This window comes from Xenorhabdus bovienii, assembly GCF_024721015.1.
Taxonomy (GTDB): domain Bacteria; phylum Pseudomonadota; class Gammaproteobacteria; order Enterobacterales; family Enterobacteriaceae; genus Xenorhabdus; species Xenorhabdus bovienii.
This window is the reverse complement of record NZ_JANAIF010000028.1, coordinates 25,337-51,657: the sequence shown is the minus strand read 5'-3', so window position 1 is coordinate 51,657 and position 26,321 is coordinate 25,337. Positions and strand designations below refer to the sequence as shown.

22 protein-coding genes, 1 tRNA gene, 3 pseudogenes and 1 riboswitch are annotated in these 26,321 nt (G+C 45.5%); of the genes and pseudogenes, 13 read left to right on the top strand and 13 right to left on the bottom strand.

Going from position 1 to position 26,321, the window contains the following annotated elements; translation table 11 throughout:
* From NXS07_RS09670 to NXS07_RS09660, 3 genes and pseudogenes are all read left to right on the top strand, one after another.
* The coding region (locus NXS07_RS09670; protein WP_258086653.1) for a hypothetical protein at window positions 1-193 on the top strand (193 nt) is incomplete at its 5' end.
* A gap of 153 nt (window positions 194-346) precedes the next feature.
* Window positions 347-580, top strand: a complete 234-nt coding sequence (locus NXS07_RS09665; RefSeq protein WP_038221656.1) for an immunoglobulin domain-containing protein — start codon at window positions 347-349, stop codon at window positions 578-580.
* Window positions 581-717: 137 nt separating this feature from the next.
* A pseudogene (locus NXS07_RS09660) lies at window positions 718-1,296 on the top strand (phage major capsid protein); the annotation flags it as partial.
* Between the two features lie 7 nt (window positions 1,297-1,303).
* Here the strand turns inward: NXS07_RS09660 and NXS07_RS21600 are convergent.
* Window positions 1,304-1,387, bottom strand: a pseudogene (locus tag NXS07_RS21600) (M15 family metallopeptidase); the annotation flags it as partial.
* A 56-nt stretch (window positions 1,388-1,443) separates the two neighbouring features.
* Between NXS07_RS21600 and NXS07_RS09655 the strand changes: the two are divergent.
* Both NXS07_RS09655 and NXS07_RS09650 read left to right on the top strand, forming a co-directional pair.
* A pseudogene (locus tag NXS07_RS09655) lies at window positions 1,444-2,154 on the top strand (ISAs1 family transposase); the annotation flags it as partial.
* 390 nt (window positions 2,155-2,544) lie between these two features.
* A complete protein-coding gene (locus NXS07_RS09650) occupies window positions 2,545-2,808 on the top strand; it encodes a helix-turn-helix domain-containing protein (protein ID WP_038221672.1) in 264 nt (87 codons plus the stop codon).
* A gap of 261 nt (window positions 2,809-3,069) precedes the next feature.
* Here NXS07_RS09650 and NXS07_RS09645 read toward each other — a convergent pair.
* A tRNA-Ile gene (locus tag NXS07_RS09645) sits at window positions 3,070-3,145 on the bottom strand.
* 284 nt (window positions 3,146-3,429) lie between these two features.
* Between NXS07_RS09645 and NXS07_RS09640 the strand changes: the two genes are divergently transcribed.
* Window positions 3,430-4,212: a GNAT family N-acetyltransferase gene (locus NXS07_RS09640; RefSeq protein ID WP_258086652.1), complete on the top strand. Its 783-nt coding sequence runs from the start codon at window positions 3,430-3,432 to the stop codon at window positions 4,210-4,212.
* A gap of 52 nt (window positions 4,213-4,264) precedes the next feature.
* Here the strand turns inward: NXS07_RS09640 and rpoD are convergent, their stop codons facing one another.
* From rpoD to rpsU, 3 genes are all read right to left on the bottom strand, one after another.
* On the bottom strand, window positions 4,265-6,115 hold the full coding sequence (rpoD, locus tag NXS07_RS09635) for an RNA polymerase sigma factor RpoD (protein WP_038196614.1): 1,851 nt from the start codon (window positions 6,113-6,115) through the stop codon (window positions 4,265-4,267).
* Between the two features lie 256 nt (window positions 6,116-6,371).
* Window positions 6,372-8,120: a DNA primase gene (gene dnaG / locus NXS07_RS09630; protein WP_038221724.1), complete on the bottom strand. Its 1,749-nt coding sequence runs from the start codon at window positions 8,118-8,120 to the stop codon at window positions 6,372-6,374.
* A 115-nt stretch (window positions 8,121-8,235) separates the two neighbouring features.
* Window positions 8,236-8,451, bottom strand: coding sequence for a 30S ribosomal protein S21 (gene rpsU, locus NXS07_RS09625; RefSeq protein WP_001144069.1), 216 nt, complete (start codon window positions 8,449-8,451; stop codon window positions 8,236-8,238).
* A 470-nt stretch (window positions 8,452-8,921) separates the two neighbouring features.
* Between rpsU and tsaD the strand changes: the two genes are divergently transcribed.
* Entirely contained in the window at window positions 8,922-9,959 is a 1,038-nt protein-coding gene (gene tsaD / locus NXS07_RS09620; RefSeq protein WP_038196616.1) for a tRNA (adenosine(37)-N6)-threonylcarbamoyltransferase complex transferase subunit TsaD, read from the top strand.
* A gap of 65 nt (window positions 9,960-10,024) precedes the next feature.
* On the opposite strand, the gene NXS07_RS09615 is transcribed toward tsaD, so the two are convergent.
* Both NXS07_RS09615 and plsY read right to left on the bottom strand, forming a co-directional pair.
* Complete coding sequence (locus NXS07_RS09615) at window positions 10,025-10,999, bottom strand: methyltransferase (RefSeq protein ID WP_038221726.1); 975 nt, start codon at window positions 10,997-10,999, stop codon at window positions 10,025-10,027.
* Between the two features lie 436 nt (window positions 11,000-11,435).
* Window positions 11,436-12,095, bottom strand: coding sequence for a glycerol-3-phosphate 1-O-acyltransferase PlsY (plsY, locus tag NXS07_RS09610; protein ID WP_038221728.1), 660 nt, complete (start codon window positions 12,093-12,095; stop codon window positions 11,436-11,438).
* Between the two features lie 109 nt (window positions 12,096-12,204).
* Here plsY and folB point away from each other — a divergent pair, with 109 nt between their 5' ends.
* Window positions 12,205-12,567, top strand: a complete 363-nt coding sequence (folB, locus tag NXS07_RS09605) for a bifunctional dihydroneopterin aldolase/7,8-dihydroneopterin epimerase (protein ID WP_038196652.1) — start codon at window positions 12,205-12,207, stop codon at window positions 12,565-12,567.
* A gap of 101 nt (window positions 12,568-12,668) precedes the next feature.
* Here the strand turns inward: folB and NXS07_RS09600 are convergent, their stop codons facing one another.
* Window positions 12,669-13,850 carry a multifunctional CCA addition/repair protein gene (locus tag NXS07_RS09600; protein ID WP_038221730.1) on the bottom strand — a complete coding sequence of 394 codons (1,182 nt, stop codon included), beginning with the start codon at window positions 13,848-13,850 and terminating at the stop codon, window positions 12,669-12,671.
* A 15-nt stretch (window positions 13,851-13,865) separates the two neighbouring features.
* The gene (locus NXS07_RS09595; protein ID WP_038217286.1) at window positions 13,866-14,486 is read right to left on the bottom strand and encodes a TIGR04211 family SH3 domain-containing protein; all 621 of its coding nucleotides are present in this window, start codon (window positions 14,484-14,486) and stop codon (window positions 13,866-13,868) included.
* A gap of 297 nt (window positions 14,487-14,783) precedes the next feature.
* Here NXS07_RS09595 and NXS07_RS09590 point away from each other — a divergent pair, with 297 nt between their 5' ends.
* From NXS07_RS09590 to hldE, 3 genes are all read left to right on the top strand, one after another.
* Window positions 14,784-15,725 carry a CYTH domain-containing protein gene (locus NXS07_RS09590; RefSeq protein WP_258086651.1) on the top strand — a complete coding sequence of 314 codons (942 nt, stop codon included), beginning with the start codon at window positions 14,784-14,786 and terminating at the stop codon, window positions 15,723-15,725.
* Between the two features lie 60 nt (window positions 15,726-15,785).
* Window positions 15,786-18,626, top strand: a complete 2,841-nt coding sequence (gene glnE, locus NXS07_RS09585) for a bifunctional [glutamate--ammonia ligase]-adenylyl-L-tyrosine phosphorylase/[glutamate--ammonia-ligase] adenylyltransferase (RefSeq protein WP_258086650.1) — start codon at window positions 15,786-15,788, stop codon at window positions 18,624-18,626.
* A gap of 112 nt (window positions 18,627-18,738) precedes the next feature.
* Window positions 18,739-20,163, top strand: coding sequence for a bifunctional D-glycero-beta-D-manno-heptose-7-phosphate kinase/D-glycero-beta-D-manno-heptose 1-phosphate adenylyltransferase HldE (gene hldE / locus NXS07_RS09580; protein WP_038221740.1), 1,425 nt, complete (start codon window positions 18,739-18,741; stop codon window positions 20,161-20,163).
* Between the two features lie 110 nt (window positions 20,164-20,273).
* Here hldE and ubiK read toward each other — a convergent pair whose 3' ends face one another.
* Complete coding sequence (gene ubiK / locus NXS07_RS09575) at window positions 20,274-20,561, bottom strand: ubiquinone biosynthesis accessory factor UbiK (protein WP_038221742.1); 288 nt, start codon at window positions 20,559-20,561, stop codon at window positions 20,274-20,276.
* A gap of 136 nt (window positions 20,562-20,697) precedes the next feature.
* Window positions 20,698-20,905: riboswitch (FMN riboswitch) on the top strand.
* A 117-nt stretch (window positions 20,906-21,022) separates the two neighbouring features.
* Here ubiK and ribB point away from each other — a divergent pair.
* Window positions 21,023-21,676, top strand: a complete 654-nt coding sequence (gene ribB, locus NXS07_RS09570) for a 3,4-dihydroxy-2-butanone-4-phosphate synthase (protein WP_258086649.1) — start codon at window positions 21,023-21,025, stop codon at window positions 21,674-21,676.
* 272 nt (window positions 21,677-21,948) lie between these two features.
* A complete protein-coding gene (gene ygiD, locus NXS07_RS09565; RefSeq protein ID WP_258086648.1) occupies window positions 21,949-22,725 on the top strand; it encodes a 4,5-DOPA-extradiol-dioxygenase in 777 nt (258 codons plus the stop codon).
* Window positions 22,726-22,759: 34 nt separating this feature from the next.
* On the opposite strand, the gene NXS07_RS09560 is transcribed toward ygiD, so the two are convergent.
* The 3 genes from NXS07_RS09560 to tolC all read right to left on the bottom strand — a co-directional run bounded on the left by NXS07_RS09560 (window position 22,760) and on the right by tolC (window position 26,146).
* Window positions 22,760-23,920: a glutathionylspermidine synthase family protein gene (locus NXS07_RS09560; protein ID WP_038221747.1), complete on the bottom strand. Its 1,161-nt coding sequence runs from the start codon at window positions 23,918-23,920 to the stop codon at window positions 22,760-22,762.
* Between the two features lie 6 nt (window positions 23,921-23,926).
* Window positions 23,927-24,598 carry a DUF1190 family protein gene (locus tag NXS07_RS09555; RefSeq protein ID WP_196244117.1) on the bottom strand — a complete coding sequence of 224 codons (672 nt, stop codon included), beginning with the start codon at window positions 24,596-24,598 and terminating at the stop codon, window positions 23,927-23,929.
* 183 nt (window positions 24,599-24,781) lie between these two features.
* Window positions 24,782-26,146, bottom strand: coding sequence for an outer membrane channel protein TolC (tolC, locus tag NXS07_RS09550; protein ID WP_038221751.1), 1,365 nt, complete (start codon window positions 26,144-26,146; stop codon window positions 24,782-24,784).
* Between the last annotated feature and the right edge of the window lie 175 nt (window positions 26,147-26,321).

The window sequence follows — 26,321 nt, the reverse complement described above, 5'->3', positions numbered from 1 at the left end:
TCAGATTAATTTTCATGAGCGCGATCATGATCTGATACAAATGAAAAATCAAGCATCTTCAATGACGACGGATATAGTTAATTTAAATATGTTTACTTGGGGAGGAATTAGTGAGCGGGTTAAACCTAATAATGATTTAAATTATTTTTTAAAACATACATTTGGAGGGTTGGTTTTTAAACCAATAAAATAAAAATGAGAAATATTTTTTTTCATTATATCCATCTTACTTGTTTCTGCTTGTACAAGACAAACTGTTTCCATTTATCCTAATGGAAACTATTTAAAAGATGCTCAGGTAGGAGTTCCATATAATGAAATAATAAACATACCGGGTGTTATAGATATGGGTTTTTCAGCCAAAATAACACCTTCAAACTCAGGTCTAACATGGAATCCTAGCGATTATAAAACCCCTGTTCTGACAGCAACAGAAAAAGACTATAGCCGTATTCAGATTCAAGGAATGCCTATACATGCCGGAGAAATAACTATAAAAATATCTGGTGGTGTTTATGGCAATATGTTTACAAAAGTAGGTAAATTTAATAAAATCTACACAATAAAAGTGAAAGAATGATTTTTATTATTAGAATGGCGATTTACATCGCCATTTCTATACTTGTATGCTGTTCTCAACAGAATCATAATTCTTTCTTATTATTTTCATGATGTTAAAAGTTATTTGCTGAAAAAATAACTATTCTGAAAAACACCATGAAAAAACTACTCGAATTGCGCCAACAAAAAACTGATTTAACCCAACAAATGCGCTCGCTGCTGACCAGAGCCGAAGACGAAAAGCGCTCCCTGACCACAGATGAAGCGAAACAGTTCGACGACTTGCGCAGCCAGTCTGATGTACTCAATGCTGAAATCGCTCGTTATGAGGTGCTGTCTGATGAAGAACGCAATCAGGTAAAGAATCAGACAGCCAATGAAAAACTCAGTAATGACGAGCTACGCAATTATATTCTGACCGGAGAAACGCGTTCCTTGTCTACAGGCGTCCCGGTAGACGGCGGTTATACCGTTATCCCTGAGTTGAACAAACAAATCATGCAGCAATTGGCTGATGAATCTGTCATGCGCCAAATCTGTACTCTCAAAACCACATGCAGCAACGAATATAAGCAGTTGGTTTCGGTCGGTGGCGCAGCAGTGGCACACGGGGAAGAAGGTAAGACACGCTGCGAGACTGCCACACCGAAAATGGAAGAAGTCAGCATCAAACTGTTCCCTATTTACGCCTATCCCAAGACGACCCAAGAGATTATCGACTTTAGTGATGTGGATAATGCCAACGCACGACCGCCACCAAATCAGGATGGACGCCTTTGAGGTTATTTTCACTGCGTTGGCTGAACTTGAAATTATTCGTTGTCATTACTGACCCCCGCTCTTTTCTCTGCCGCCTTACGCAGCAATTGACCGATGAAGTCTGATGTCGGTTCTGGCATTGCTCTATATCAACGAGCGACAGAAAGCAAAGGTAAAGAAGGCCCTGTTGCCAGACAATTGATTGAATTACTTGCACTTGATAAAGCCATCGTCACATTGGATGCACTCCATTGTCAAAAAGAAACGCTCAAGCTGATTACCCAGCGAGGGGGCGATTTTATCGTCGGTATTAAAGGCAATCAAAGTACTCTTTACCAATTTGTAAAATCGCGTTTTGCCAGCCACTACGATAGTGATGAACGGGTTGAATTTACAGAGAAAAATAAAGGACATGGACGTACAGAACTTCGCGCCGTTATGCAAATCAGTGCCGGACTTCCTAAAGACCTTCAGGGCCAGTGGCCATCCGTACACAGCTTAATCGAAGTGGTCAGCGAGAGGGGAGAGAAAGGGGAAATTCACCGTGATTCACGCTGGTATATCAGTTCGTTACCGCTGGAGCCTGAAGTGGCCGCGAAAGCGATCAGACGACACTGGGCTATTGAGAATGAATTACATTGGGTATTAGATATGACCTTTCGGGAGGATACCTTATCGCTAAAAGATCCTGAGGGTGCGGCACAAATGGCACTCTTCAATCGGATTGCATTAAATGTCATTAAACAGCATACCAGGATGAAAGACAGTCATGCAGCAAAACGCCGGAGGGCTGGGTGGTCAGGCGAATTTCGTAATGAGCTTATATTTGGTTAAATTACGAACGAAGTGGAATCCCGCCCTGGCTCTGGCACTGAGCTGATTGTCATATTTACTTGAATCCAGAGTAGCAAGGGGACAGCTCGCATGAGCTGTTTAATAGCACATAACGCAAAAAGTTAAGCGTTTATACTGATTCGCTTATTGAGTCCGATAAACCAATCAGTTAAAGTAGCCCCGCCATTAGCAAAATCTAGTGGTCAAGGATTCTCACCCTTGTAAAGAACTATCCACTGGTAGGAAGTTTCTGCCAGTGTGTCTGCGATCGCCCTTTCAATGGCGGTTCAGACGGGGGAGGCTTCGGCCTCGCTGGAAGATAGTTCCCAGTTGTGAGAACCCTGTTTGAATCGCCACCATCAATATTAATTAATGGAAGGGGTAGCAGGAATGAATAACGTTAAAAATGACTGGCATCAAGCCGATATTATTGCTGCATTACGTAAACGTGGTACAACCTTAGCGGCTGTCTCCCGTGAAGCAGGACTCAGTTCATCTACACTAGCAAATACTCTCAGTCGGCCTTGGCCTAAAGGCGAATGGATTATTGCTAACTATCTCGAAATACACCCCTCAGAAATCTGGCCTAGTCGCTATTTTGATTCGTATGGTCGATTAATTGAGCGTCACGCTCGCAATAAGCCACTGGAATAATTACTCATCAGTTTTTGAGATTCAAACTTAGCCATTTTAAAAATCATGGCGTTTTGCATTTCAAGTGGTGATTAGGGAAGCAAAAAGGCAAACATCGTATGTTCAGAGGATGTGATAAATATCACAGAGAAAAATACGACAACGGTTCATTACCGTAGCGGTGTTAATCGGTTATACCTCACGCTACTGCCAGAAGGTATCCTATGGGTATCCTAGAAAAAACTAAGGGGTCGCACTTTTGATGCAACCCCTTGATAATTCTGGTGGCCCCTGCTGGACTTGAACCAGCGACCAAGCGATTATGAGTCGCCTGCTCTAACCACTGAGCTAAGGGGCCAGTGAAGTGGGAGAATTATACGGTACAGTTTGGTCTCAGGTCTAGTCCCGAAAATTCATATGCGCGTTTTATGTTCAATAATCAGCAACTTTTAACGTAATTTAACCGTTTGGTGGTAAGCTAACTTGGGTTTTAGTGATTCCAGTCGTTTTTTTGATAAATTATTCTGATTACTTATCGTACTTTGTCGTACTCTAACAGAGTTAGATTGGCACTTTTTTTTGCTTTCCATTGATTTTCATCCGTTCTCATCACTTTCTATAAAAATATTTCTGTGAATTAATATGAACAAACATCATTTGTCAGCGGCTATTTTTGACCATCATCAAATAGAAGATAAATTCTTTTCATCTATCAGCCAGATGCATGCGCATATCAGTGAACATGTTCGAGCCTATGTGACTGGGCTTGGAACTTATGCTTTAAATTTTTTGTTAGTGACAGATGGTCACATGAAAACAGAAGAAGCGCTAAAAATGGCTATACAGTTGATGGATGAAAATGTGAGTGTTCCTTTTGGTATTTTTGCCGTGGAGCCTGACAGCAAAACTCTAGAAGTGCTCCAGCAGGCAGGATTCGTGCCCGAACCCGATAGCATGACGACGACTATGCGGCTGGATTTGGCTAATTGGCAGATGAGCGAGGGTGCATTTTTGGCGTATGAAATCAGAAATGTTGATCACTGTCTGGCAGACTGGGCTATCCCGATAGAAAGTGCGTTTGAAACAGGAAATATACTTTCAGGGCAATACCAGGCATGTCATCAAGCTGCTTTGGACGCAGGAAAATGTCTGCAACATTATGCATTATATGTGGATGGGCAGCCGCTCTGTGCTTTAACGTTGTCGAGGGTGGATAATATTGTTCGTCTTGATGATATTGGCACAGTAGTGGGAAAGCAGGGGAAGGGATATGCTTCTGCTTTAATAAATTATGTTCTGCATGAGGCCAAACAGCATGGGGCGGGCGCGTGTTATCTGGATGCTTCCCATGATGGTAATGCGCTGTATCAAAGGATTGGGTTTAAGCCATTGTTTGAATATCAGGGATTTATCCGTGAGCCATAAAAAAACGCCTGTCGGAACAGGCGTTTTCTAGGTTTATGAGCACATTCCCTGATCAATCATCAAGGAAGCTGCGCAGTACTTCTGAACGGCTCGGATGACGCAGTTTCCGCAGGGCTTTCGCTTCGATCTGACGAATACGCTCACGGGTTACGTCAAACTGTTTACCCACTTCTTCCAGCGTATGGTCGGTGTTCATGTCGATACCGAAACGCATGCGCAGCACTTTCGCTTCACGCGCAGTCAGCCCAGCCAGCACATCGTGGGTGGCAGAACGCAGGCTTTCTGATGTTGCAGAATCCAGCGGCAGCTCCAGTGTGGTATCTTCAATGAAATCCCCCAGATGTGAATCGTCATCATCACCTACTGGTGTTTCCATTGAAATTGGCTCTTTGGCGATTTTCAGTACCTTACGGATCTTGTCTTCTGGCATCAACATACGTTCTGCCAGCTCTTCCGGTGAAGGCTCTCGACCCATTTCCTGCAACATCTGACGGGAAATACGATTGAGTTTGTTGATGGTTTCAATCATATGTACCGGGATACGGATGGTACGAGCCTGATCAGCGATAGAACGCGTGATTGCCTGACGGATCCACCATGTTGCGTAAGTTGAGAATTTGTAACCACGGCGATATTCAAATTTATCAACCGCTTTCATCAGACCAATATTACCTTCCTGAATCAGATCGAGGAATTGCAGGCCACGGTTGGTATATTTTTTCGCAATCGAAATAACCAGACGCAAGTTGGCCTCAACCATCTCTTTTTTCGCACGGCGAGCTTTGGCTTCACCGATGGACATACGACGGTTGATATCCTTGACCTGCTCAATAGTCAGGCCGGTTTCTTCTTCAATTTGGCGCAGCTTTTGCAGGCTACGCATCACATCGTCTTCAACTTCTGACAATTTATCAGACCACGGCTTGTTCATCGCTTTTGCTGCGGTGAACCAAGTATCAGTCGTTTCATTGCCAGAGAACAGGGTGATGAAGTTTTTCTTCGGCATTTTGCACAGTTCAACACACATCTTCATGATTTGACGCTCTTGAAGACGTACGCGATCCATCATGGAACGCATATTGTTGACCAGATAATCGAACTGTTTCGGTATCAAACGGAATTGTTTGAATACTTCGGACAGCGTTAAAATTTCTGCTGCGGTATTCGGATGGCTGCGACCGTAACTCTTGATTGACTGACGGGTCGTTTCATATTGGTCGCGCAGTTCCTGAAACTTCTGGCGAGCCAATTCTGGGTCGATGCTGTTATCATCTTCGCTGTCAGCATCGTCTTCACTTTCTTCGTCATCATCGTCGTCAGAGTTATCAAGCTCTGCCTGAGGAAGTTCTGAGCCAATGTGAGTGGCTGTCGGTGAAAGATCTTCTTCTGCGTTAGGATCAACGAAGCCAGTGATCAAGTCAGACAGACGGCTCTCGCCTGCTTCTACACGATCGTATTGCTCCAGCAGATATGTGATCGCTTCAGGATATTCGGCGACAGAGCACTGTACTTGGTTGATGCCATCTTCAATGCGTTTTGCAATGTCAATCTCACCTTCGCGAGTCAGTAGCTCAACCGTACCCATTTCACGCATATACATACGAACCGGGTCGGTGGTGCGTCCGATTTCTGACTCGACACTGGATAACACCTGAGCAGCAGCTTCTGCCGCGTCTTCATCGGTATCGTTTGTGTTTTCTGCCAACATGAGATCATCAGCATCAGGTGCTTCTTCCATCACCTGAATGCCCATGTCATTGATCATTTGGATGATATCTTCTATCTGATCAGAATCGACGATATCTTCCGGCAGATGGTCATTGACCTCAGCATAGGTCAGATAGCCTTGCTCCTTACCTCGGGTGACAAGTAGCTTTAGCTGTGACTGCGGGTTTTGCTCCATAAGACGGTATCCACACTTCAGAGTATTGGTTGGTATCGGTCGGCGAAACAAATATGCCAACAATAAGTTTTCTTGTATTGCTGCTTTCTTTAATAGAGGCAACCGTAGGGCTATGACCCTACCTAATGCGGCATTTAAGCCGTGAATTCTGTGTCTTCGTACTAAATTTTGGTTTAGAACCTATTTCATCAGGCTATATTGCAATAATCACAAATTGCCATATAACCGAGTAATATAGTCCTGTTGAGATAGGCTCTTATTTTCTGCCACCGGACTCCGTGATTAATCTGACTTCTTCACGTTCTTCTGGTGTCAGGCCTTCTGTTCTTTCTTTGGCAATCAGAAAGCTGAAACGTTCATCAAGCGCTGATGCGAAAAGATGATTCAGCGCATCGCTAAAAGTTTTTTCAGCAATTTCATCTACCTGTATATCGTTCCATGCGGCGAGCTTTTCAAGCTGTTTTGCGTACTTATTATCGCGATACTGCTCTAAAAGTTGCCCGGTTGTTAAGCCTGGTTGTGCAAGACATGTGTCGACAAGCTCGATGAATAACGGTAATCCCGCTATCTGAACTGAAAACAATCCTTGTAATGAAGGAACTAATGTCGCTAAATGCGGATTTTGCACCAACAATGCGATCAAGATACGCATTGTTGTTGGCTTCAGTTTTAGCGCCTGATAGGTACTGGTATCTCTTTTGACAAGTTTTGCCAAAAATCGTTCCAATTGTGTTGTATCAGGTGTTCCTAACAGGTTACCAAGTTCTTGCAGCAGGTAGAGTCGCAGCGTTTCTCCCGGGACTTGACTGATCAACGGCATAGCAAGCGAGCTGATCTTGGTCGTTCCTTCCGGGGTACTCAAATCAACCTGTGGTAACAGTGATTCGAACAAAAACACAGACAAAGTCAGCGCTTTTTCCATTCTTTGTTCAAATACTTCACGTCCTTCTTTGCGAATCAGTGAATCTGGATCCTCGCCATCAGGCAAGAACATAAAACGTAATTGCCGGCCATCATTCAGATAGGGTAGCGCCGTTTCCAGCGCCCTCCAGGCAGCATCACGGCCTGCACGGTCTCCATCGTAACAACAGACGACATTATCAGTTGTTCGAAAAAGTAACTGAATGTGTTCGGCAGTCGTAGATGTTCCTAACGAAGCCACGGCGTAGTCAATGCCAAATTGAGCCAGCGCGACAACATCCATATAACCTTCAACCACCAATAGCCTTGAAAGGGAATTGTGGTTCTGCTGTGCTTCATAAAGGCCATATAACTGGCGGCCTTTATGGAAAATTTCTGTTTCCGGTGAGTTCAGGTATTTGGGAAGCGCATCTCCCAGTACCCTGCCACCGAATGCAATCACACGACCCCGACGGTCGCGGATTGGGAACATCACACGCTCGCGGAAACGGTCATAAGTGCGGCCATTGTCGTTTGTGACCAGTATTCCCGCGTCGTTTAACTGCTTTCGCTCTTCTGCATTATGGGCAAACCGTTTCAGGACGTTATCCCACCCCGCTGGAGCAAAGCCAATAGAGAAGCGGTGGATGACCTCTTCACTGAGCCCGCGTCTGAGTAAATATTGTTGGGCTGGTTGGCCGTTGGGCGCCGTCAGTGAATGTTGATAGAAACTGTTTATCGTATCCATCAACTGATAAAGGTTTTGTCTTTGGTGGCGTTCGATGTGACCGCCGCCTGAGTTTGCTTCATAGGGCACTTCCAGCCCGTGCATAGCCGCCAGTTCTTCGATAGATTCGACAAAATCGAGCCTGTCATAATTCATCAGAAAATCAATGGCATTTCCATGCGCACTGCAACCAAAGCAATGGTAAAACTGTTTATCAGCATTAACAGTAAATGAAGGGGTTTTTTCGTTATGAAAAGGACAGCACGCTTGATGATTTTTGCCTTTCTTTTTGAGAGGCACTCTTATATCGATCAAATCAATGATATCGGTTCTTGCTAATAAATCATTGATAAATGCGCGTGGAATTCGTCCAGCCATAAGCCCTTTTACGCCTGTTGATGAACGAGAATAAGCCGCGCTTCCTTTGGGGAAAGCACGGCCTTTAACTGCAGTAGTTTGTTAATACAACCACTATGCGGATAGACCGCAAGGATTAGTACAAACGAGTGCGGCGTGCGTTTTCACGAGCGAGTTTTTTAGCGTGACGCTTAACAGCAGAAGCTTTAGCGCGCTTGCGTTCAGTCGTTGGTTTTTCATAGAATTCACGACGACGAACTTCTGCTAATACGCCTGCTTTTTCGCAAGAACGCTTAAAGCGACGCAGTGCTACGTCGAATGGCTCGTTTTCACGTACTTTAATTACTGGCATGTGCCTATCACCTCAATAGAAATCGGGTTTGTCGCTGGCGGGATAGTGCCAGCCGTCTTTAAAATGGTGCGGAATTTTACTTCAATGAACACGGCTTTGTAAAGTGCCGAGGAAAATTGAAACATACAACGCCACGGACTATAGCCCGCTTTTCAGCGTATAAAACAAGCAAGCTGACATCGACGTTATTAACATTAACCACACAGGATATTCAAGTAGGGTGCTGATTATAGACTAAACAGAAAAAATAGTCAGCATGTAAATGGAGACAGTTGTGATACTGCTCATCGACGTGAATGTTGATGTGAATAGTCGTTATAGACGGATGTGGTTATAAACGGATAGTGATACACTGACGCCCGTTGAGGTGGATGCAAAACATACGAATAGCATAGCGTCGATAGAGTAACGAATCGAATAGTAATACATGAAATAGTAATAAATCGAATAGTGACGAGACGAATAGTAAAATGCGAGTTTTAGGTATAGAAACGTCCTGCGATGAAACCGGAATCGCAATTTATGATGATAAAGCCGGTCTGCTAGCCAATCAACTGTACAGTCAGGTAAAGCTGCATGCGGATTATGGCGGTGTCGTGCCTGAACTGGCGTCCCGTGACCACATTCGTAAAACGGTTCCCTTGATTCAGGCCGCGTTGAAGGAAGCAGGTCTGACGAGCAAAGATATCGATGCTGTCGCTTACACCGCAGGCCCAGGTCTGGTGGGAGCGCTGTTGGTTGGGGCAACCATCGGTCGCTCATTGGCCTTTGCGTGGGATGTCCCTGCCATTCCTGTGCACCATATGGAAGGCCACTTGTTGGCACCGATGTTGGAAGAAAATACACCTGAGTTCCCTTTTGTCGCGTTGCTGGTTTCTGGCGGCCATACTCAACTGATCAGTGTGACCGGTATTGGTGAGTACAAACTGTTGGGTGAATCTGTCGATGACGCAGCAGGTGAAGCATTCGATAAAACGGCAAAATTACTGGGGCTGGATTATCCGGGGGGGCCTGTACTTTCTCGTATAGCACAGCAGGGCGAGGCAGGTCGTTTTGTCTTCCCGCGCCCAATGACGGATCGTCCAGGGCTGGATTTCAGTTTCTCTGGCCTGAAAACCTTCGCCGCCAATACGATTCGCAATCATATTCATGGTCATGATCCCAGCGAAGATGAACAGACCAAAGCTGATATTGCCCGGGCCTTTGAAGATGCGGTTGTGGATACACTGGCAATTAAGTGTAAGCGAGCACTGGAACAAACTGGCTTCAAACGTTTAGTGATGGCAGGTGGTGTCAGTGCAAACCGGACATTGCGTACCAAAATGCAGGAAGTGATGGAAAAACTGGGGGGAGAAGTTTTTTATGCTCGCCCTGAATTCTGTACCGATAATGGTGCAATGATCGCACTTGCCGGTATGATTCGTCTGCAAGGGGGCACTGAAGGTGCTCTGGGTGTGACAGTGAAAGCACGTTGGCCTCTGGCTGATCTCCCTTCTTTGCAAAAATGAAAATTCAATACGACCACGCTAATGATCGCTAAACTTTAGCGATCATTGCATCGGATATTGGTTATTTATTTTTTAATTTCAATAACATATTGTGGCCCTCCTGTTTTGGAACCGCCTATTTTGTATATGTTAGTGATGGTGAGTCCGGCCTGTTTTACCAGCGCTTCTAATTCGAATTGATACCGTTCTTTACCTAACAGAAGAACATCCATGTATAAATCAAAGGATTCTGCTTCTGCATTACTGTGTTCTTTAATCATATCGATAACATATAGAGTCGAATCTTTGTGCATGGCTTGATGACAATTTTTTAGAATGTCAGTGACGCGCTCATCTGGCCAATTATGTAAAACATTTTTCATGCAATAAGCATCATATCCTGAAGGGATAGCGGAGAAGAAATCACCATTAATAAAGGTAATTCCCTCTGATTCTTGTTTGATAAAATCATACTGATCCATGACAGCACATCTGATATTGGGATAACTTTCTTTTATTCTTTTTGCTAAAGCGCCGTGTCCGCCACCGACATCAATGACTGATGAAATATTATGCAGTGGAATGTGCTTAATAATATCTTCATTCATTATATTGGTTACTTTTGACATTAAGTTATCGAAGTTATCTTTAAGGATTTTATTCTGTTCATGACCCAAATAATCAAAAAACGTTTCATTATAATTAATTTCAAAAGCCGATTTATTATTTTCTTCGTTTAAGGAAGTACTATATTTTGTCCAAGAATTCCAATTAATTGAATCTAATTCAAATTTTATATGCAATGTCTCAAGGCTATTCGGATCGCTTAGTGATGAGCACTGTTCGGTAAGATAAAATTTATCGTCTTTTTCCAGTAATACACCAAGTGACCGCATATAATTGAGTAGTCGGTGAAATCTATCGACGGAAACATGACATAGTTTAGCAAGTTGTTCTGCGGTTTTGCCATCTTGAGTGCTTAAATATGTCGGGGCTTTACTGTCAACAAAAGTAAACAGTGCAATAGATTTACGATAGACAGTGGTCATTTCTGTAAGCATTATTGATATCCTTATGACAAACATTGTAACTATTATTAACTTATGAGGTCGTTATTTAATTTATTTGAAGAATTGTTTATTCTAAATCTTATTAAATGGTAACTAAGGAATATTATTTTTAATTCATTGTGTTTAAATTTATTTATGATTATTTTTGATAGAGTTATTAAAAAATATTGATATCCGCCATTTTTATTTAATATAAAAATAATAAATGTAATCATATCCACTAATTAAGTATAATTAAATGTTTTTATATTATTAAAAAATATTGTTTCTTATTAATAAAAGAGGTTGTTTTGAATAAATCTGGCAGATAATTTTCTTTCTGAATAAGGATTGCTACGGTGGTTGAATAAGCACCAGATGCAGGGCGGTGCTTTCAGAGTCGCTTTAATGGAAAAGGTAGGCAGCCCCTTGCGGGGGCTATCTGTTATTACTCGTCTTGCTGTTCCTGCTCTTTAACAGCTTGGATTTTTTCTTTATCCGTCATTTCCTGTTTCTTTTTCAGCTTCTGCCAAATACGGCTTTCCTGCCCACGCCAAAGGCGCTGAATATTATCGTGATGGCGCAGAAGTATCAGACAGGAAAGCATCGCGACGGGAAAGGTTAATTCAGGTTTAAACCACCAAACGTAGAAAGGAGCGATCAACGCACTGACAATGGCACCCAATGATGAGTAACCGCTTAACAGCACGGTCAGTAGCCATGTACCAGCAATTAATCCCATAAGATCCCAACCAATGGCGGCAATCGCCCCAAACGCAGTCGCAACGCCTTTACCGCCTTTGAAGCGGAAGAACACGGGGTAAATGTGGCCTAAACAGGCGGTAATGGCGATAATGCCCAAATAGGTGGGTTGAATATTGAGTTTGTACGCCAGCCAAACCGGAATCATTCCTTTCAGGACATCGCAGATAAGCACTGCCAGTGCAGCACCTTTGCCACCGATGCGCAGTACATTTGTTGCCCCCGGGTTACCGGAACCATTCTGGCGGGGATCGGGTAGTCCTGCCAAACGGCAGATCAATATCGCGCTGGATATGGAGCCACATAGGTACGCGAAGATGATCATGCCAAGTGCGATAGCACTCATAAGATATCTCCAATGAATAAGGGTCGTTTTCTTAACTCTAACAATGGATAATACGCACATTTGACCGGAAGTGGTATCCGGTGAACCGAAAAACGGGGAAAAGGTCGTGATGGATATCGTATTTATAGAAGAATTAGCGGTCATTACTACAATTGGTGTTTATGACTGGGAACAGACAATTAAACAGAAACTGGTGTTCGATATCGAAATGGGATGGGACAACAAACGTGCGTCTTCCAGCGATAATGTCGAACACTGTCTGGACTATGCCAAAGTCAGCGAAGCGGTGGTCCACTATGTGGAAAGCCAGCGTTTTGCCTTGGTTGAGCGGGTGGCAGAAGAGGTGGCGGATATTTTACTGAATCAATTTCATTCGCCCTGGGTAAAAATCAAAGTCAGTAAACCGGGCGCTGTTGCTCAGGCAAAAAGTGTTGGTGTGGTGATTGAACGTAGTTTAAATGGTTTAGTGTAAATGGCTGATTTGATCAGCTACTGCATTAAAAAAAGCGCCTCAAATTGATAGGTTATTTAGGGCGCTTTTACCAATTACCGGAAATGATCAAGCATCAGGCATTAACCAGTAGAGTGTTGTTTCCATTTGGTGATGGCGAGCTGGCGTTGCCTATCTAATTCGGTACGGATCTCAGCGCCCTGGAACCCACGAGCAATTACGTCTTGGACATTCACCTGACTGACAGTGGTAAAGGCGTCACGCAAATAACGCCCCTGCGGATAGCGGGATGCTTCCAGTTCGGCATATGCACGGGCGTCAGCTTGGCTACAAAGAATCAACTGCTCAATTCGTTGGGGCTTGCGCCATGCGTCCACGGCATTAAACAATGCCAGCAGGGTTTCTGGAGGCAACTGCTCGGCAGTGTGTACCCAATTGTGGTACTGCGCCACAATGACAGCAAGATCGCGTGCTGCATTGGGAATGCGCAGTCGTTCGCACATCTGCTTAACCTGCATGGCTTCGGTGTGCGCGCACAATGAGGCGAAACGAATATCGATTTCTTGGCTCAATTGAGTGGCCATGTGTAAGGCCTTCAATGCATGAATGCCTGCATCCATTTGAAGTGGGGCTTTCTCCCATGAGGAAATGGGGGCTACACCAAACAGGCGATCGATCTCTGGGAAAAGAATCGCCAGCGCACCACAATCACGTAAAACCTGAAAGTAGATTTGCGGTGAGGGTGACGTAAGTGCCTTTTCGGTTTCCCGCCAGACCCGTTCGGGCGTCAGGGATGACAACTCGCCACTCTTCACCATTTTTGTGATGAGTGACTGAGTTTCCGGCGCAATTGAGAAACTCAGGTGAGCAAAGTAAGCGGCAAAACGAGCCAGACGCAGTACACGCAATGGATCTTCTGAAAATGCGCCAGAGACATGGCGCAAAATGCGATGCTTGAGATCATCAGCACCATGATAAGGATCGATCAACTCGCCTTCGGCAGTTTGTGCAATGGCGTTAATCGTCAAATCTCGACGCAGCAGATCTTCTTCTAAAGTCACGTCGGGAGCGGCATAACAGGTAAAACCGGTATACCCCTGACCGGATTTTCTTTCTGTGCGTGCTAGCGCGTACTCCTCATGGGTTTTTGGATGCAGGAAAACGGGGAAATCCTTCCCGACCTGTTGATACCCTTGAGATAAAAGCTCTTCAGGCCTGCCTCCGACTATCACCCAATCTCTTTCTGTAACGGGCAGACCCAAGAGTTGATTGCGAACAGCACCGCCAACCAAATAAACTTTCACTTTTACTCCCTTAAATTAGCTCATCCAGCGATCTTTGCGTTTGCGGCGTGGAATAATATGTGGCAGTACAAGACCCAGAATGAGGCCGATACCTGCGACTGCGCCACCATAGATGAACCACTGTAAGATAATTTCTCTTTGTTTATCATCTAGCTGTAAATTGGCCATATCTACCTTTTTTTCAGCTACAGTCAGTTTGTTCTGGATCTTGGCATTTTCTTTTTTTAGATCATTAATAATTTTATCGCTGGCAGACACTTTGTTTTGCATATCTGCGGTACGTTGTTTCCAGTCATTATCAATATTAGCCAGCTTACTCGTCAGAGTTTTGATCTCTTGTTCCATAGCAGGAATGCGTTCATGCAGGCTGGGAATAGTGCTCAGTTCATTGGTTAAGATCCAGCTTATACGCCCTTTGCTATCCTTGACTTGTGAGTAACCATTTTCTGAATTATTACTCAGCAAGGTGACTTCTTCACCTGAATTCAGCGAACCCATGATACGGTGTTGATTGCTTGGGCCGCTACGAATGTAAGCTGATAACTCATCAGAAACATAACGTTTTTCTTCAGCATGTACGGATAACGGTAGAGTAAAACCCAGGAACAGGATAAATAATCGATGTAGTTTTTGCATTCTGTGCTCAACTGTTCTTTTCTTTGTGTATGGGACTATTGTGATCAAACTACTTAAACGGATAGTAAAGAGTTAAGTTTGCAGGTGCAATCAGTAAACCAGAATGAGAACTCTCTTAACTGACCGAATACAGACCTTGTTCGTGTTTTTTTTGCGAAGTGAGCATAATCATTGTTGAGATAACCCCCTATTGTGGTTTATTTTTTCTCTTTACCCCAACATTCCCCAAAAGAAGTTACTCGCAGGGAGAAGCGTGTTCTCCTGCGGAACCCGCAGTATAAATTGAGAGATAAACATATGCGTTCTGTAGAGGTAGAGTTAAAATTGTCTGTCAAGCCCGATGCTATACCGGCAGTTCGCCAGCAATTGTTTCAGTTTCCCCACCATTATTTTTCACCACAACACCTGACTAATATTTACTTTGAGACGCCAGATAATCAATTGCGTCGCTGGGATATGGGGCTGCGTATCCGTGGTTTTGATGGGCACTATGAAATGACCATCAAAACAGCCGGCAAAGTGTTGGGTGGATTACACCAGCGACCTGAATTCAATGTGCCACTTCATCATCCTGAACTGGATTTGGCTCAGTTTCCTACCCATATCTGGCCTGAAAATACTAATATTACACAATTACAAGATCAACTGACCGCGTTGTTCAGCACGGATTTTACCCGTGAAAAGTGGATCTTGGACCACGGACAGAGTGAAATTGAAGTCGCCTTGGATCAAGGTGTCATTCGTTCTGGTCATCGAACGGCCGCTATTTGTGAGTTTGAATTGGAACTGAAAAAGGGGAATGTGGCAGATATTCTGTTATTGGCAGATAAACTGGCATTGCAGGAGGGGCTGCGGTTGGCGAATAAGAGCAAAGCGGCGCGGGGATATGCCCTTGCGTATGGTTTGACTCAGACCGATTTATCGCAGGTTTCCGAAACGTTGGGATGGCAACAGCCATTATCTGTTCTTCTGCCTGAAATTTTAGCTCAGTGGCAGGAGCAGGAAGAAGGATGGCTGGCAGGTATACCTGAAGGAAAAACAGGATTAGAGCAGGTTTTGGTGTGGGTAGAGCAGCTTATAGAACAACAGGCGGAAGCTTTTCCTGTATTTGACTCATTGCCTGCATTAAAAGGGGCTTTATCAGCAGTGAATGCAGATGCAGAAACATTGTGTTACAGCGCATCATGGCTGCAATGTAAGCTGGCGTTAACTCAGTGGTTGATGGCTCAAGCACGATAAAACCAGTCTCTATAAAATAATCGCAATAATAACGACACGATAACGAACGGAAACCCTGCTATGTTGCCACTTTCAGTGCCTTTGGCTCACCAATTACAGCATGTCGTTGCTAATTTCCAACAATCATTGGGAACAATAAAATCCTTTGCGCCACATGAACAGGCGGTGTTGTCTCTGAGTGACTTTGTGGCGGAAAATCTGCTGTTACATCTGACATGGCTTGATGAAATTCGTCAGAATCCTCCTCAACCGGAGGAAGGGCAACACTATCCTGATTGGTTAAATCAGGCGCTGTCTGTGGCAAGTGATGAAAATTCCCTGATGCGAATTCTGCGTCTGTTCCGTCACCGGATGCTGGTTAGAATTGCGTGGTTGCAGGCGCTACAAGGCAGTACGACAGAACAGATATTGCAACAACTGAGTATGTTGGCCGAAGTTTTGATTGTGGCAGCCCGCGATAGGTTGTATCTGCGTTGCTGTCAGGATTGGGGAACTCCAACCAATCATGAAGGCGTAGCACAGCCGTTGTTAATCCTTGGTATGGGGAAATTGGGCGGCGGGGAACTCAATTTTTCCTCCGATATCGATCTGATTTTTGCCTATCCCGAAAATGGTGTGACACAAGGTGGACGGCGCGAAATGGATAATTGCCAGTTTTTTACTCGGCTGGGGCAGAAACTCATCAAAGTGCTGGATCAACAAACGGTGGACGGATTTGTTTATCGTGTAGACATGAGATTGCGGCCGTTTGGTGATAGCGGGCCACTGGTGTTCAGTTTTTCGGCACTGGAGGATTATTATCAGGAGCAAGGACGTGACTGGGAGCGTTACGCTTTGGTGAAAGCGCGGATCTTGGGGTACGACGAGCAGGTGTATTGCCAGGAACTGCGCCAGATGTTGAGGCCGTTTATTTTTCGCCGTTATATCGATTTCAGCGTGATTCAGTCTTTGCGTAATATGAAGGGCATGATTGAGCGGGAAGTGCGCCGTCGAGGTTTAAAAGACAACATTAAACTGGGCGCAGGTGGGATCCGCGAAATCGAATTTATCACACAGGTATTTCAGCTGATCCGGGGAGGGCGGGAGCCGAGCCTGCAATCCCGTTCATTGCTGCTGACATTGAAAGCCATTGAAGTATTGGCATTGTTAACACCGGAACAGGTGAGGGAGCTTGAAGAAAGTTATCTGTTTTTACGTCGGTTGGAAAACTTGCTGCAATCTATTCGTGATCAACAAACACAGACTTTGCCGGAAAGTACGCTGGATCGCGCCCGCTTGTCTTGGGGCATGGGTTTTGTAGATTGGGATGGGTTGTTGGCGGAAACAGAGCACAGAATGCATGCTGTTCGAAGCATCTTCAGGCAACTGATCGGTGATGAAACTGACGAAAATGTCGAAGAAGCCAGTCATGTGCCGTTTAAGAGTGTATGGCAGGAGGCTTTGAACAGAGGTGAATTGATGACGCTTGTTCCTCATCTTGATGAGGCGGGTGCTCAGAAAATGCTCGATGTAATTGCCCTGTTTCGTCACGATGTCAGTAAGCGCACTATTGGTCCACGGGGGCGTGATGTTCTCGATCGGTTGATGCCTCGTCTGCTGGCAAAAATTGGGATGAGGGAAGATACCAATACGGTGTTGGAACGAATGGTTCCTTTGCTGCTCAGTATCGTCAGCCGGACGACTTATTTGGAGTTGATGCTGGAATCAGAACAGGTGATGACTCACGTTATCCGTCTGTGTGCTGCTTCCCCGATGATTGCCAGCCAGCTTACTCTCCATCCTTTATTGCTGGATGAACTGCTCGATCCTAAATCGTTGTATGAACCGTTGCCACTTGAAGCCTATCGGGATGAATTGTATCAATATTTACTGCGCATTCCTGAAGATGATGAGGAGCAGTTGCTGGAAGCGTTGCGGCAATTCAAGCAAGCGCAGTTATTGCGGATTGCCGCAGAAGACATTGCGGGTGTACTGCCTGTGATGAAAGTCAGCGATCACCTGACTTATCTGGCGGAAGCGATTATCGGGACTGTGGTACAGCAGGCGTGGAACCAGATGGTAAAACGTTATGGTGCACCAGCGCACTTGTCCCAGCAGCCAGGACTAGGTTTTGCCATCATCGGCTATGGCAAGTTGGGAGGATGGGAACTGGGTTATGGTTCTGATCTGGATCTGGTGTTTTTACTGGATTGCCCTATGGACGTAGTGACTGATGGAGAACGCGCCATTGATGCCCGTCAATTTTATTTGCGCCTTGCTCAACGCATTATTCATTTGTTCAGTACCCGGACGGCTTCGGGAGTGCTGTATGATGTTGATGCCCGTTTGCGTCCATCCGGTGAATCGGGCATGTTGGTCAGTACCCTCGATGTTTTCGATGATTATCAGAAACATGAGGCGTGGACATGGGAACATCAGGCATTAATTCGGGCGAGAATGGTGTTTGGTGATGAGAAAATGCGGGGTGATTTTGAACGTATTCGCCGTGAAACCCTATGCAGGTCTCGCGATCCGGATCTTTTGTGTCAGCAAGTGCGTGAAATGCGCGAGAAAATGCATCGTCATTTAGGTAGCCACCAACATGACCAGTTTGATATCAAGGCTGATCCGGGTGGGATCACGGACATTGAATTCATCGCCCAGTATCAAGTACTGCGCTATGCACCGGAAAACGCAAAGCTGACCCGTTGGTCTGATAATGTACGCATTTTCGAATCGATGGCGAACTATAACATTATGGATGAACAGGAAGCGATGGCGCTGACGCAGGCTTATATCACCATGCGTGATGAACTGCATCACCTTGCCTTGCAGGCCTTACCCAGTCGTGTTCCTGCCGAAAGCTTCAGCCAGCAGCAAATATTGGTGCGTGATAGCTGGCAGAAATGGCTCGGTCGCTGATTGGCTCGTTGATAATGTGAGGGGAACTGAGCTTTTCCTGCTGGATCTTGCTGGCATTCAGTAAGGTTATGGTAATATCCGCAACAGTTTATTTTGATATTTGGAGCATGGGATGAAAGTAATACTCCCTGATTTTCACCGCGCAGGTGTTTTGGTTGTTGGCGATGTGATGTTAGACCGCTATTGGTACGGCCCAACCAGCCGCATTTCACCGGAAGCACCGGTTCCCGTGGTTAAGGTGGAGACTATCGAAGAGCGCCCCGGCGGAGCGGCTAACGTCGCTATGAATATTGCGTCGCTGGGGGCACATTCACATCTGATCGGTCTGACGGGCATTGACGATGCTGCGCGGGCATTGAATGAAAAACTCAGTAGTGTGAAAGTCCAGTGTAATTTCGTCGCTGTCCCTACGCATCCAACTATCACGAAACTGCGTGTTTTATCGCGTAACCAGCAATTAATCCGGCTGGATTTTGAAGAAGGCTTCCAAAATGTGGATGCCCAGCCAATGCTGGAAAAGATCCAGCAATCCCTGCCTCATGTCGGGGCGTTGGTGCTTTCAGATTATGCCAAGGGCGCACTGAGTCAGATTCAGACAATGATCAAACTGGCTAATGAAGCCCATGTGCCTGTACTGATCGATCCAAAAGGCAGTGATTTTGAGCGCTATCGTGGCGCAACGTTGCTCACACCGAATATGTCAGAATTTGAAGCGGTTGTGGGACACTGTAAGGGCGATGACGAGCTGGTGGAGAAAGGCACAAAACTGGTTCAGGATCTGGAATTGAAAGCTCTGCTTATTACCCGTTCTGAACGAGGAATGAGTTTACTGCGAGTAGGGCAGCCACCTTTGCATCTGCCAACTCAGGCACAGGAAGTCTTTGATGTGACCGGGGCGGGTGATACTGTGATTGGCGTATTGGCAGCGGCGCTGGCCGCAGGAAAACCATTGAATGAAGCCTGTTATCTTGCTAATGCGGCGGCAGGTGTTGTTGTCGGCAAACTGGGAACCTCCACTGTTTCGCCAGTGGAATTGGAAAATGCAGTGCGTGGCCGAGCAGAAACCGGGTTTGGTGTGATGAGCGAAGCACAATTGAAAAACGTGGTGACACAGGCGCGTCAGCGCGGTGAGCGAATCGTCATGACCAATGGCTGTTTCGATATCCTGCATGCAGGGCATGTTTCTTACCTGTCCAACGCTCGCAAACTGGGCGATCGCTTGATCGTTGCCGTTAACAGTGATGCTTCTACCAAACGGCTGAAAGGGGAAACCCGACCCGTGAACCCGTTGGATCAGCGCATGATCGTGTTGTCCGCACTGGAATCGGTGGATTGGGTCGTGGCATTCGAAGAAGATACACCACAGCGCTTAATTGCAGGCGTTCTGCCGGATATCTTGGTCAAAGGCGGTGATTATACGCCAGAAGAGATCGCGGGCAGTCAGGAAGTCTGGGCAGCTGATGGGGAAGTCATGGTATTGAATTTTGAGGATGGTATCTCGACCAGCAATATCATCAAAGCTATCAAAAACCAGTAAGTTTGCCGCCTCTTACCGCATCATTATGCCGTTATGTTTCTTGCGGGACATAAACGGCATTGTCTAATTTATGAGGGAGAATTGTGTACAGCGGCAATTCTCCTCACGCATTATTCCGCCTGTTCAGTTTTCTTTTCAATTCCTGCCTGCGGGTTTTCGATACGGGCCTCCAGTTCGTCCAGACGTTGTTCCATTGCGGCCAGTTTTTCACGGGTACGCAGTAAAACTTGAGTCTGGGTATCAAACTCTTCACGGTTGACGAGATCTAACTTGCTCAGTTGGGATTGCAAAACAGTACGCAATTTTTTTTCTACATCATCACCAAATTCTTTTACGCCTTTCGGCATAGAATTGTGGATTTGGCGGGCAATTTGTTCAATTTTCTTTGGATCGAGCATGATAAGCATCCTTTTGTGACATAACGGTGTTGTCGCTATTTTAATATCTGATAGCGAAAGCATAAATGATTGCGAGCCAGGTTTCATAATTGATTTTGTTGATTGCCCCTGCGAATTATTAGAGCTATAGTGCAAATGTTTATCTCAGGGCAGGGTGAAAGTCCCTACCGGCGGTAAAGTGAAAGGACTTTCTGGTGATTTCATTAAGCCCGCGAGCGCTCTGTTTGCAGTTATCTTTTTTGTTGTTCGCAGATGTTTCAGAACAACGATGGATAAAACAGAGGTCAGCAGATCCAGTGTGATTCTGGAGCCGACGGTGATAGTCCGGATGGGAGAGAATAACAGCATCAATCGAGTGCTTGCGCTCGCCTGTTGTTTTGTTGCCGTATTTTTTTGCAGCATCAACTCCTCAAAATTGCCCTGATTCTGGTAACCCATAAATTTTAAGAGGTTTTTTTACCATGAATCAGACGCTACTTTCCTCATATGGAACACCATTTCAACGTGTTGAACGTGCAGTCGCTGCTTTACGCGCAGGCCGCGGAGTGATGGTACTGGATGACGAAAATCGTGAAAATGAAGGTGACATGATTTTCGCTGCCGAAACGATGACCGTAGAACAAATGGCATTGACCATCCGTCATGGCAGCGGAATTGTGTGCCTTTGCCTGACCGAAGAACGTCGTCAACAACTGCAATTGCCCATGATGGTGGAAAATAACTCCAGTCAGTATCAGACCGCTTTTACCGTCACCATTGAAGCCGCACAAGGGGTGACAACGGGAGTTTCTGCGGCGGATCGCATTACCACTATTCACGCCGCCATTGCAGAGGGTGCGCAGCCAAATGATCTGAGTCGACCAGGGCATGTTTTCCCCCTGCGGGTACAGCCGGGAGGGGTTTTGACCCGTCGTGGTCATACTGAAGCGACCATTGATTTGGTTAAACTGGCAGGTTTTAAGCCAGCAGGTGTGCTGTGTGAACTGACGAATGATGATGGCTCAATGGCTCGTGCTTCTGAAGTGATTGAATTTGCAGAACAGCATGATATGCCAGTCGTTACCATTGAAGACTTAGTAGACTATCGCCAGCAGATGGCGAAGGCTGCCAGCTAGGTCATATTGTTTTCTGCCATATTGTTTTCTTGGGTGAAATAGAAAGCTGTTCGGAATAGAAAACGTATCGGGACTGAATATATCAGTTATATTGCGTGTACGCTTGAAAGGCCGCAGTCCACACACTGCGGCCTTCAGTATTTTTGAAATACTCCATTATTTTTGGTTGGCTGTATTCAAGGAAGAAAAGTCGTAATCTTGCCATAATATTTTTGTCATTATTGACAATCGACGTAATCCAGAATGTTTAATTTGTTGTATGAGGGACGAAAATGAGTCTCCTGAGAATACCCGCTTTATTCGTTGGTCATGGTAGTCCAATGAATGCCCTTGAAGATAACCGCTACTCACGTGCTTGGTTTGAACTAGGGAAAAAATTGCCCAGACCGAGAGCCATTCTGGTGATTTCCGCACATTGGTACACTGATGGAACGGTTGTGACAGCCATGACTCAGCCAAGAACTATCCATGATTTTGGCGCTTTTCCTCAGGTACTGTACGATATGCAGTATCCGGCTAAAGGTTTTCCTGAGTTGGCGGTGTTGGTACAAGATATCCTTGAGCCCATTGAGGTTGAAACCGATTTTGAACATTGGGGTTTGGATCACGGATCTTGGGGTATCTTGGCAAAAATGTATCCAGATGCAGATATTCCAGTGATTCAGTTGAGTATGGATCGCAACCAACCAGCTTCTTTTCATTATGAGCTCGGCAAGAAATTAGCGGTACTGCGAGATGAAGGTGTTCTGATCATGGGTAGCGGTAATGTCGTGCATAACTTGCCTGCCGAAAAACTGGGAGTCGAGCCTTATTCTTGGTCGTTGTCTTTTGAGCAGTTTGTCCGCGAAAGCTTGACTAGCCTTGAGGAACCACATCCCTTGTTCCATGCATTGGACAGGGAAGATGGCAAATTATCCAACCCAACGCCAGAACATTTCCTGCCGCTGTTTTACGTGATGGGAACATGGGACAAAAAAGAGCCGATTTCAACCCCTGTTGAGGGTATTGAAGATGGCTCTTTGAGTATGTTGTCGATTCAAGTCGGATAACTGCAAATCAGCCAACTGACTTAATCCAAAATACTTAGTCTAAAATAATATGCGGGTAAAATCGTGAAAGATCTTGCGTAATCAGCTCACGATCTTCACGGATACAAATACCCGCAGATTGATCATCGACCAGCCAGCTGCCGACCAGCGTATAGCTATCGCCAAATTTTGGCAGGGCATGGAATTGCTGTACGATCATGCCTTCTTTCCCATAAGGGCCATCGGCACTGGCGATTTCCCTGCCTTGCTCGATAATGCGAATATTGGCACCTTCACGGGAGAATAAAGGCTTAATGACATAGCTATCCATTTCTGGGTAGTGTTCATCGGCAAAATAAGCCAGCAGCAAGTTCGGATGATTCGGGAACATTTTCCACAGCATCGGCAGCAGCGCCTTGTTGGAGATAATGCTCTTCCATGCAGGTTCCAGCCAGCGGACGCCAGCATCGGCCAGTTTGGTTGAGAAAATCTCACGCAGCATAAACTCCCACGGATACAGTTTAAACAGGTTGCCGATCACTTGATCTTGCAAGTCGGTAAACTGCCCTTTTTCACCCAGACCGATGTCTTCAATAAACAGAAATTCCGTCGGAATACCCGCTTCTGAGGCGCAGTCCTGCAAGTACTGAATGGTGCCACGGTCTTCCTCAGTATCTTGGCAGCAAGCCATATGGAGCAGGCCAAACCCATGCTTTTCACGTAATTGCCCAAAACGCTCAATCAGCTTTTCCTGCAGGCTATTGAACTGATCTGCATTAGCAGGCAGATTTCCAGCGTTGAGCTGATCTTCCAGCCAAATCCACTGAAAGAAGGCAGATTCATACAGTGAAGTTGGGGTATCTGCGTTGTTTTCTAGCAGCTTGGGCGGGTTTTTGCCATCATAGGCGAAATCCAAACGGGAATAGAGCGAAGGCTGGCTGGTTATCCATGAAGAACGGATAAACTCCCAGCAATGTTTAGGGATCTGGAATTTAGTCAGTAGCTCTTCACTATTGACGACCTTTTCCACCACCTGCAAACACATTTGGTGCAGCTCTGTCGTAGCATCTTCAATTTCTTCAATCTGGCTCAGAGAGAATTGGTAATATGCTTCTTCACTCCAGTAGGGCTGGTCATGCATGGTGTGAAAGTTAAAACCATATTCTGCTGCTTTTTCGCGCCAGTCCGGGCGCTCGGTAATACCAATGCGTTTCATTTTTGCTTAACCACCCATAGAGCGGGAAGTGGAACTGGCAGATGAGCGCTGCATGGTAGACTGCTTCGCTACGGAATCACCGAACCCGCCGCGGGTAACGGTGGTTGTCGTCGCTGGTTTTGGTGCCATCGCCGTTTTTGGTACCGTCATGGTGCGACCGCCTGCGGCGGCAGAGCCATAACTCTTGCCGGTAGCATCAACAAACTTGCCGTTGGCTGGGCTGGAGGCGGATTTTGACGTAAACAACGGTTGTGATGGTGTAGAACTACCGCCCATCAAACGTCCCATCATGTAGCCAGCCATCAATGGCATCCAAAAACTCCCGCTGCTGCTTTGAGCCTGAGACTGAGCCTGGGTTCCAACTCCAGCTTGAGCTGGGGTCTGGGTACATTGTTGTTCACCAAACTCAGCAACACACTCCTCGCGTGAGGCATATTTCGGTGCGGTTTTTTCCGCTTCTTTCAGAGCATTGTTGTAAGCGGTCTTGCATTGCTCACTTTGAGAAGGATTTGCCTGGGAGCACTCATCGGCATTTGTATAGAGTGATACAGTTTCATCGTTCTGTTCACAGGCCGATAGCATGAAAACCGCACTGATAGCGAGTGCCACAGGTGCCAAACGATAATTTCGCCACGTTTTACGGAAAGTATCGTGGTTTATCTCTTTTGTCCGTTTCATTGTCATAGGGGGCATCCACCTTGGAGGTATTTGAATAAGAGCTAATCCCATTAATGGCGCCCAACGGGACGGGCTCTTGGGGATATTCTTAAAAAATAGCCCACACAATTGGCGGGCTGCTTTTCTTTATAGTATAGCGTTTTTAATATAACGTTTTTTAATCAGGAACGGTAGAGCATTAAATCAGCGAGTTGTTGGTGTTTTCATCTCTTTAATAATATTGCTGGCATCCGTTGAGATCTTTGTGCCTAGAATATTATTGAGTGCCACCAGATCATCTTCATTTAAGGTGCCACGCGCTTGCTTATTCACTAGTTGATTAATCAGATAGTCATAACGCGCCTTGGACAGGCTCTGTTTGGCCTGATACAGCTTGGTTGTGGCATCCAGAACATCAACAATGGTGCGGGTTCCTACCTGATAACCGGCTTCCATTGAATCCAGAGAACTTTGTGTCGAAACGACTGCCTGTTTATTGGCTGTAATGCTGCTGATAGAAGCAGAAAGGTTATTGGAGGAGGAGCGAACATCCTGAATAACCTTGCGATAGGTATTCTCCAAGTCCTGGCTGGCACTGATAAAGTTATATTTTGCCTGTTCGACCTGAGAATTGGTGAGACCACCGCTATAAAGTGGCAGGCTTAATGATAAACCAACGCTGTTACCGCCATCGTAGGAATCACTTCGTTGGGCACCACGGTCATGTTTGTTGGTGACCCCAGTGCTTGCCGTCAAATTAACGGTAGGCATGTAGCCTGTCCGCGCATCTTTGATAAATTCGCGTTTTAGATCCTGTGTCAAACGTGCTGACAACAGGCTTAAGTTGCGGGTTTCGGCTTCTTTCAGCACAGAATCAACGGGATTAGGTTGATTGGTTTTGAATTGCACAATATTCAATGAAGCCAGTTGTGGGTAGTAGCTTCCTGTCATCAGGCGCAGTCCTTCCAGCGAGTTTTCCAGATTGTTACGATCTGAAACTTCTAGCGCAAGAATGGTATCGTATTGGGCCTGAGCGTTTTGGACGTCGGTAATGGCAACCAGACCGACCTTAAAGCGTTGGCTTGATTGATCCAATTGGCGGTACAGCGAGGCCTTCTGTGCTTCGGTATACGTTAACGCATCAATTTTACTTAAGACATCAAAATAAGCTTTGGCTGTATCCAAAATTAACTTTTGCTGGGCGACTTGGTAACTGATATCAGCGATACCTGCTGATTTTTCAGCCTGATTCAGTTGATACCATTTTGACATGTCGAAAATCGTTTGCGTCAGTTGTAGTTTTGCATTTGTACCATAGCTTTCTGAGTCTGCTTTACTGCGAAAACTTTTGCCGTAGTCAACACCTGCATTCAGCCCCAGTTGTGGTAACAAAGGGCTACGGACTTCATTAATTTTTTCAACAATTGAATTGCGGTCAGCCTGTGCCTTAAGCAATTCGGGGTTAGTTTCTTTCGCCTGCTTGTAAATTTGTAATAGATCTTCTGCATGGCTTAAAGTGCTGAAACCTACCAGATTCATAGCGATAAAAAGAGAGAGCAATTTTTTCATTTGCGTTCCTTGTTGTGCAGCTATTTTGCTTAATTTGCCTCTGTGTACAGACCAATACCACTGATTTTAGCAGAGAATGCCAGTAAGCTAGGGAGGCTGTTTGTGCCATCTTGCCTTATTTTTCGGCGTGTTTGTATCATCAAAGCGAATTTATTTAGATCAATGTGGAAAAATA

Bases quoted from the DNA above. Each gene is read 5' to 3' on its own strand.
- NXS07_RS09665 (WP_038221656.1), top strand. From the start codon at position 347: ATGGGTTTTTCAGCCAAAATAACACCTTCAAACTCAGGTCTAACATGG.
- NXS07_RS09650 (WP_038221672.1), top strand. From the start codon at position 2,545: ATGAATAACGTTAAAAATGACTGGCATCAAGCCGATATTATTGCTGCA.
- NXS07_RS09640 (WP_258086652.1), top strand. From the start codon at position 3,430: ATGAACAAACATCATTTGTCAGCGGCTATTTTTGACCATCATCAAATA.
- rpoD (WP_038196614.1), bottom strand. From the start codon at position 6,115: ATGGAGCAAAACCCGCAGTCACAGCTAAAGCTACTTGTCACCCGAGGT.
- dnaG (WP_038221724.1), bottom strand. From the start codon at position 8,120: ATGGCTGGACGAATTCCACGCGCATTTATCAATGATTTATTAGCAAGA.
- rpsU (WP_001144069.1), bottom strand. From the start codon at position 8,451: ATGCCAGTAATTAAAGTACGTGAAAACGAGCCATTCGACGTAGCACTG.
- tsaD (WP_038196616.1), top strand. From the start codon at position 8,922: ATGCGAGTTTTAGGTATAGAAACGTCCTGCGATGAAACCGGAATCGCA.
- NXS07_RS09615 (WP_038221726.1), bottom strand. From the start codon at position 10,999: ATGCTTACAGAAATGACCACTGTCTATCGTAAATCTATTGCACTGTTT.
- plsY (WP_038221728.1), bottom strand. From the start codon at position 12,095: ATGAGTGCTATCGCACTTGGCATGATCATCTTCGCGTACCTATGTGGC.
- folB (WP_038196652.1), top strand. From the start codon at position 12,205: ATGGATATCGTATTTATAGAAGAATTAGCGGTCATTACTACAATTGGT.
- NXS07_RS09595 (WP_038217286.1), bottom strand. From the start codon at position 14,486: ATGCAAAAACTACATCGATTATTTATCCTGTTCCTGGGTTTTACTCTA.
- NXS07_RS09590 (WP_258086651.1), top strand. From the start codon at position 14,784: ATGCGTTCTGTAGAGGTAGAGTTAAAATTGTCTGTCAAGCCCGATGCT.
- glnE (WP_258086650.1), top strand. From the start codon at position 15,786: ATGTTGCCACTTTCAGTGCCTTTGGCTCACCAATTACAGCATGTCGTT.
- hldE (WP_038221740.1), top strand. From the start codon at position 18,739: ATGAAAGTAATACTCCCTGATTTTCACCGCGCAGGTGTTTTGGTTGTT.
- ubiK (WP_038221742.1), bottom strand. From the start codon at position 20,561: ATGCTCGATCCAAAGAAAATTGAACAAATTGCCCGCCAAATCCACAAT.
- ribB (WP_258086649.1), top strand. From the start codon at position 21,023: ATGAATCAGACGCTACTTTCCTCATATGGAACACCATTTCAACGTGTT.
- ygiD (WP_258086648.1), top strand. From the start codon at position 21,949: ATGAGTCTCCTGAGAATACCCGCTTTATTCGTTGGTCATGGTAGTCCA.
- NXS07_RS09560 (WP_038221747.1), bottom strand. From the start codon at position 23,920: ATGAAACGCATTGGTATTACCGAGCGCCCGGACTGGCGCGAAAAAGCA.
- NXS07_RS09555 (WP_196244117.1), bottom strand. From the start codon at position 24,598: ATGAAACGGACAAAAGAGATAAACCACGATACTTTCCGTAAAACGTGG.
- tolC (WP_038221751.1), bottom strand. From the start codon at position 26,146: ATGAAAAAATTGCTCTCTCTTTTTATCGCTATGAATCTGGTAGGTTTC.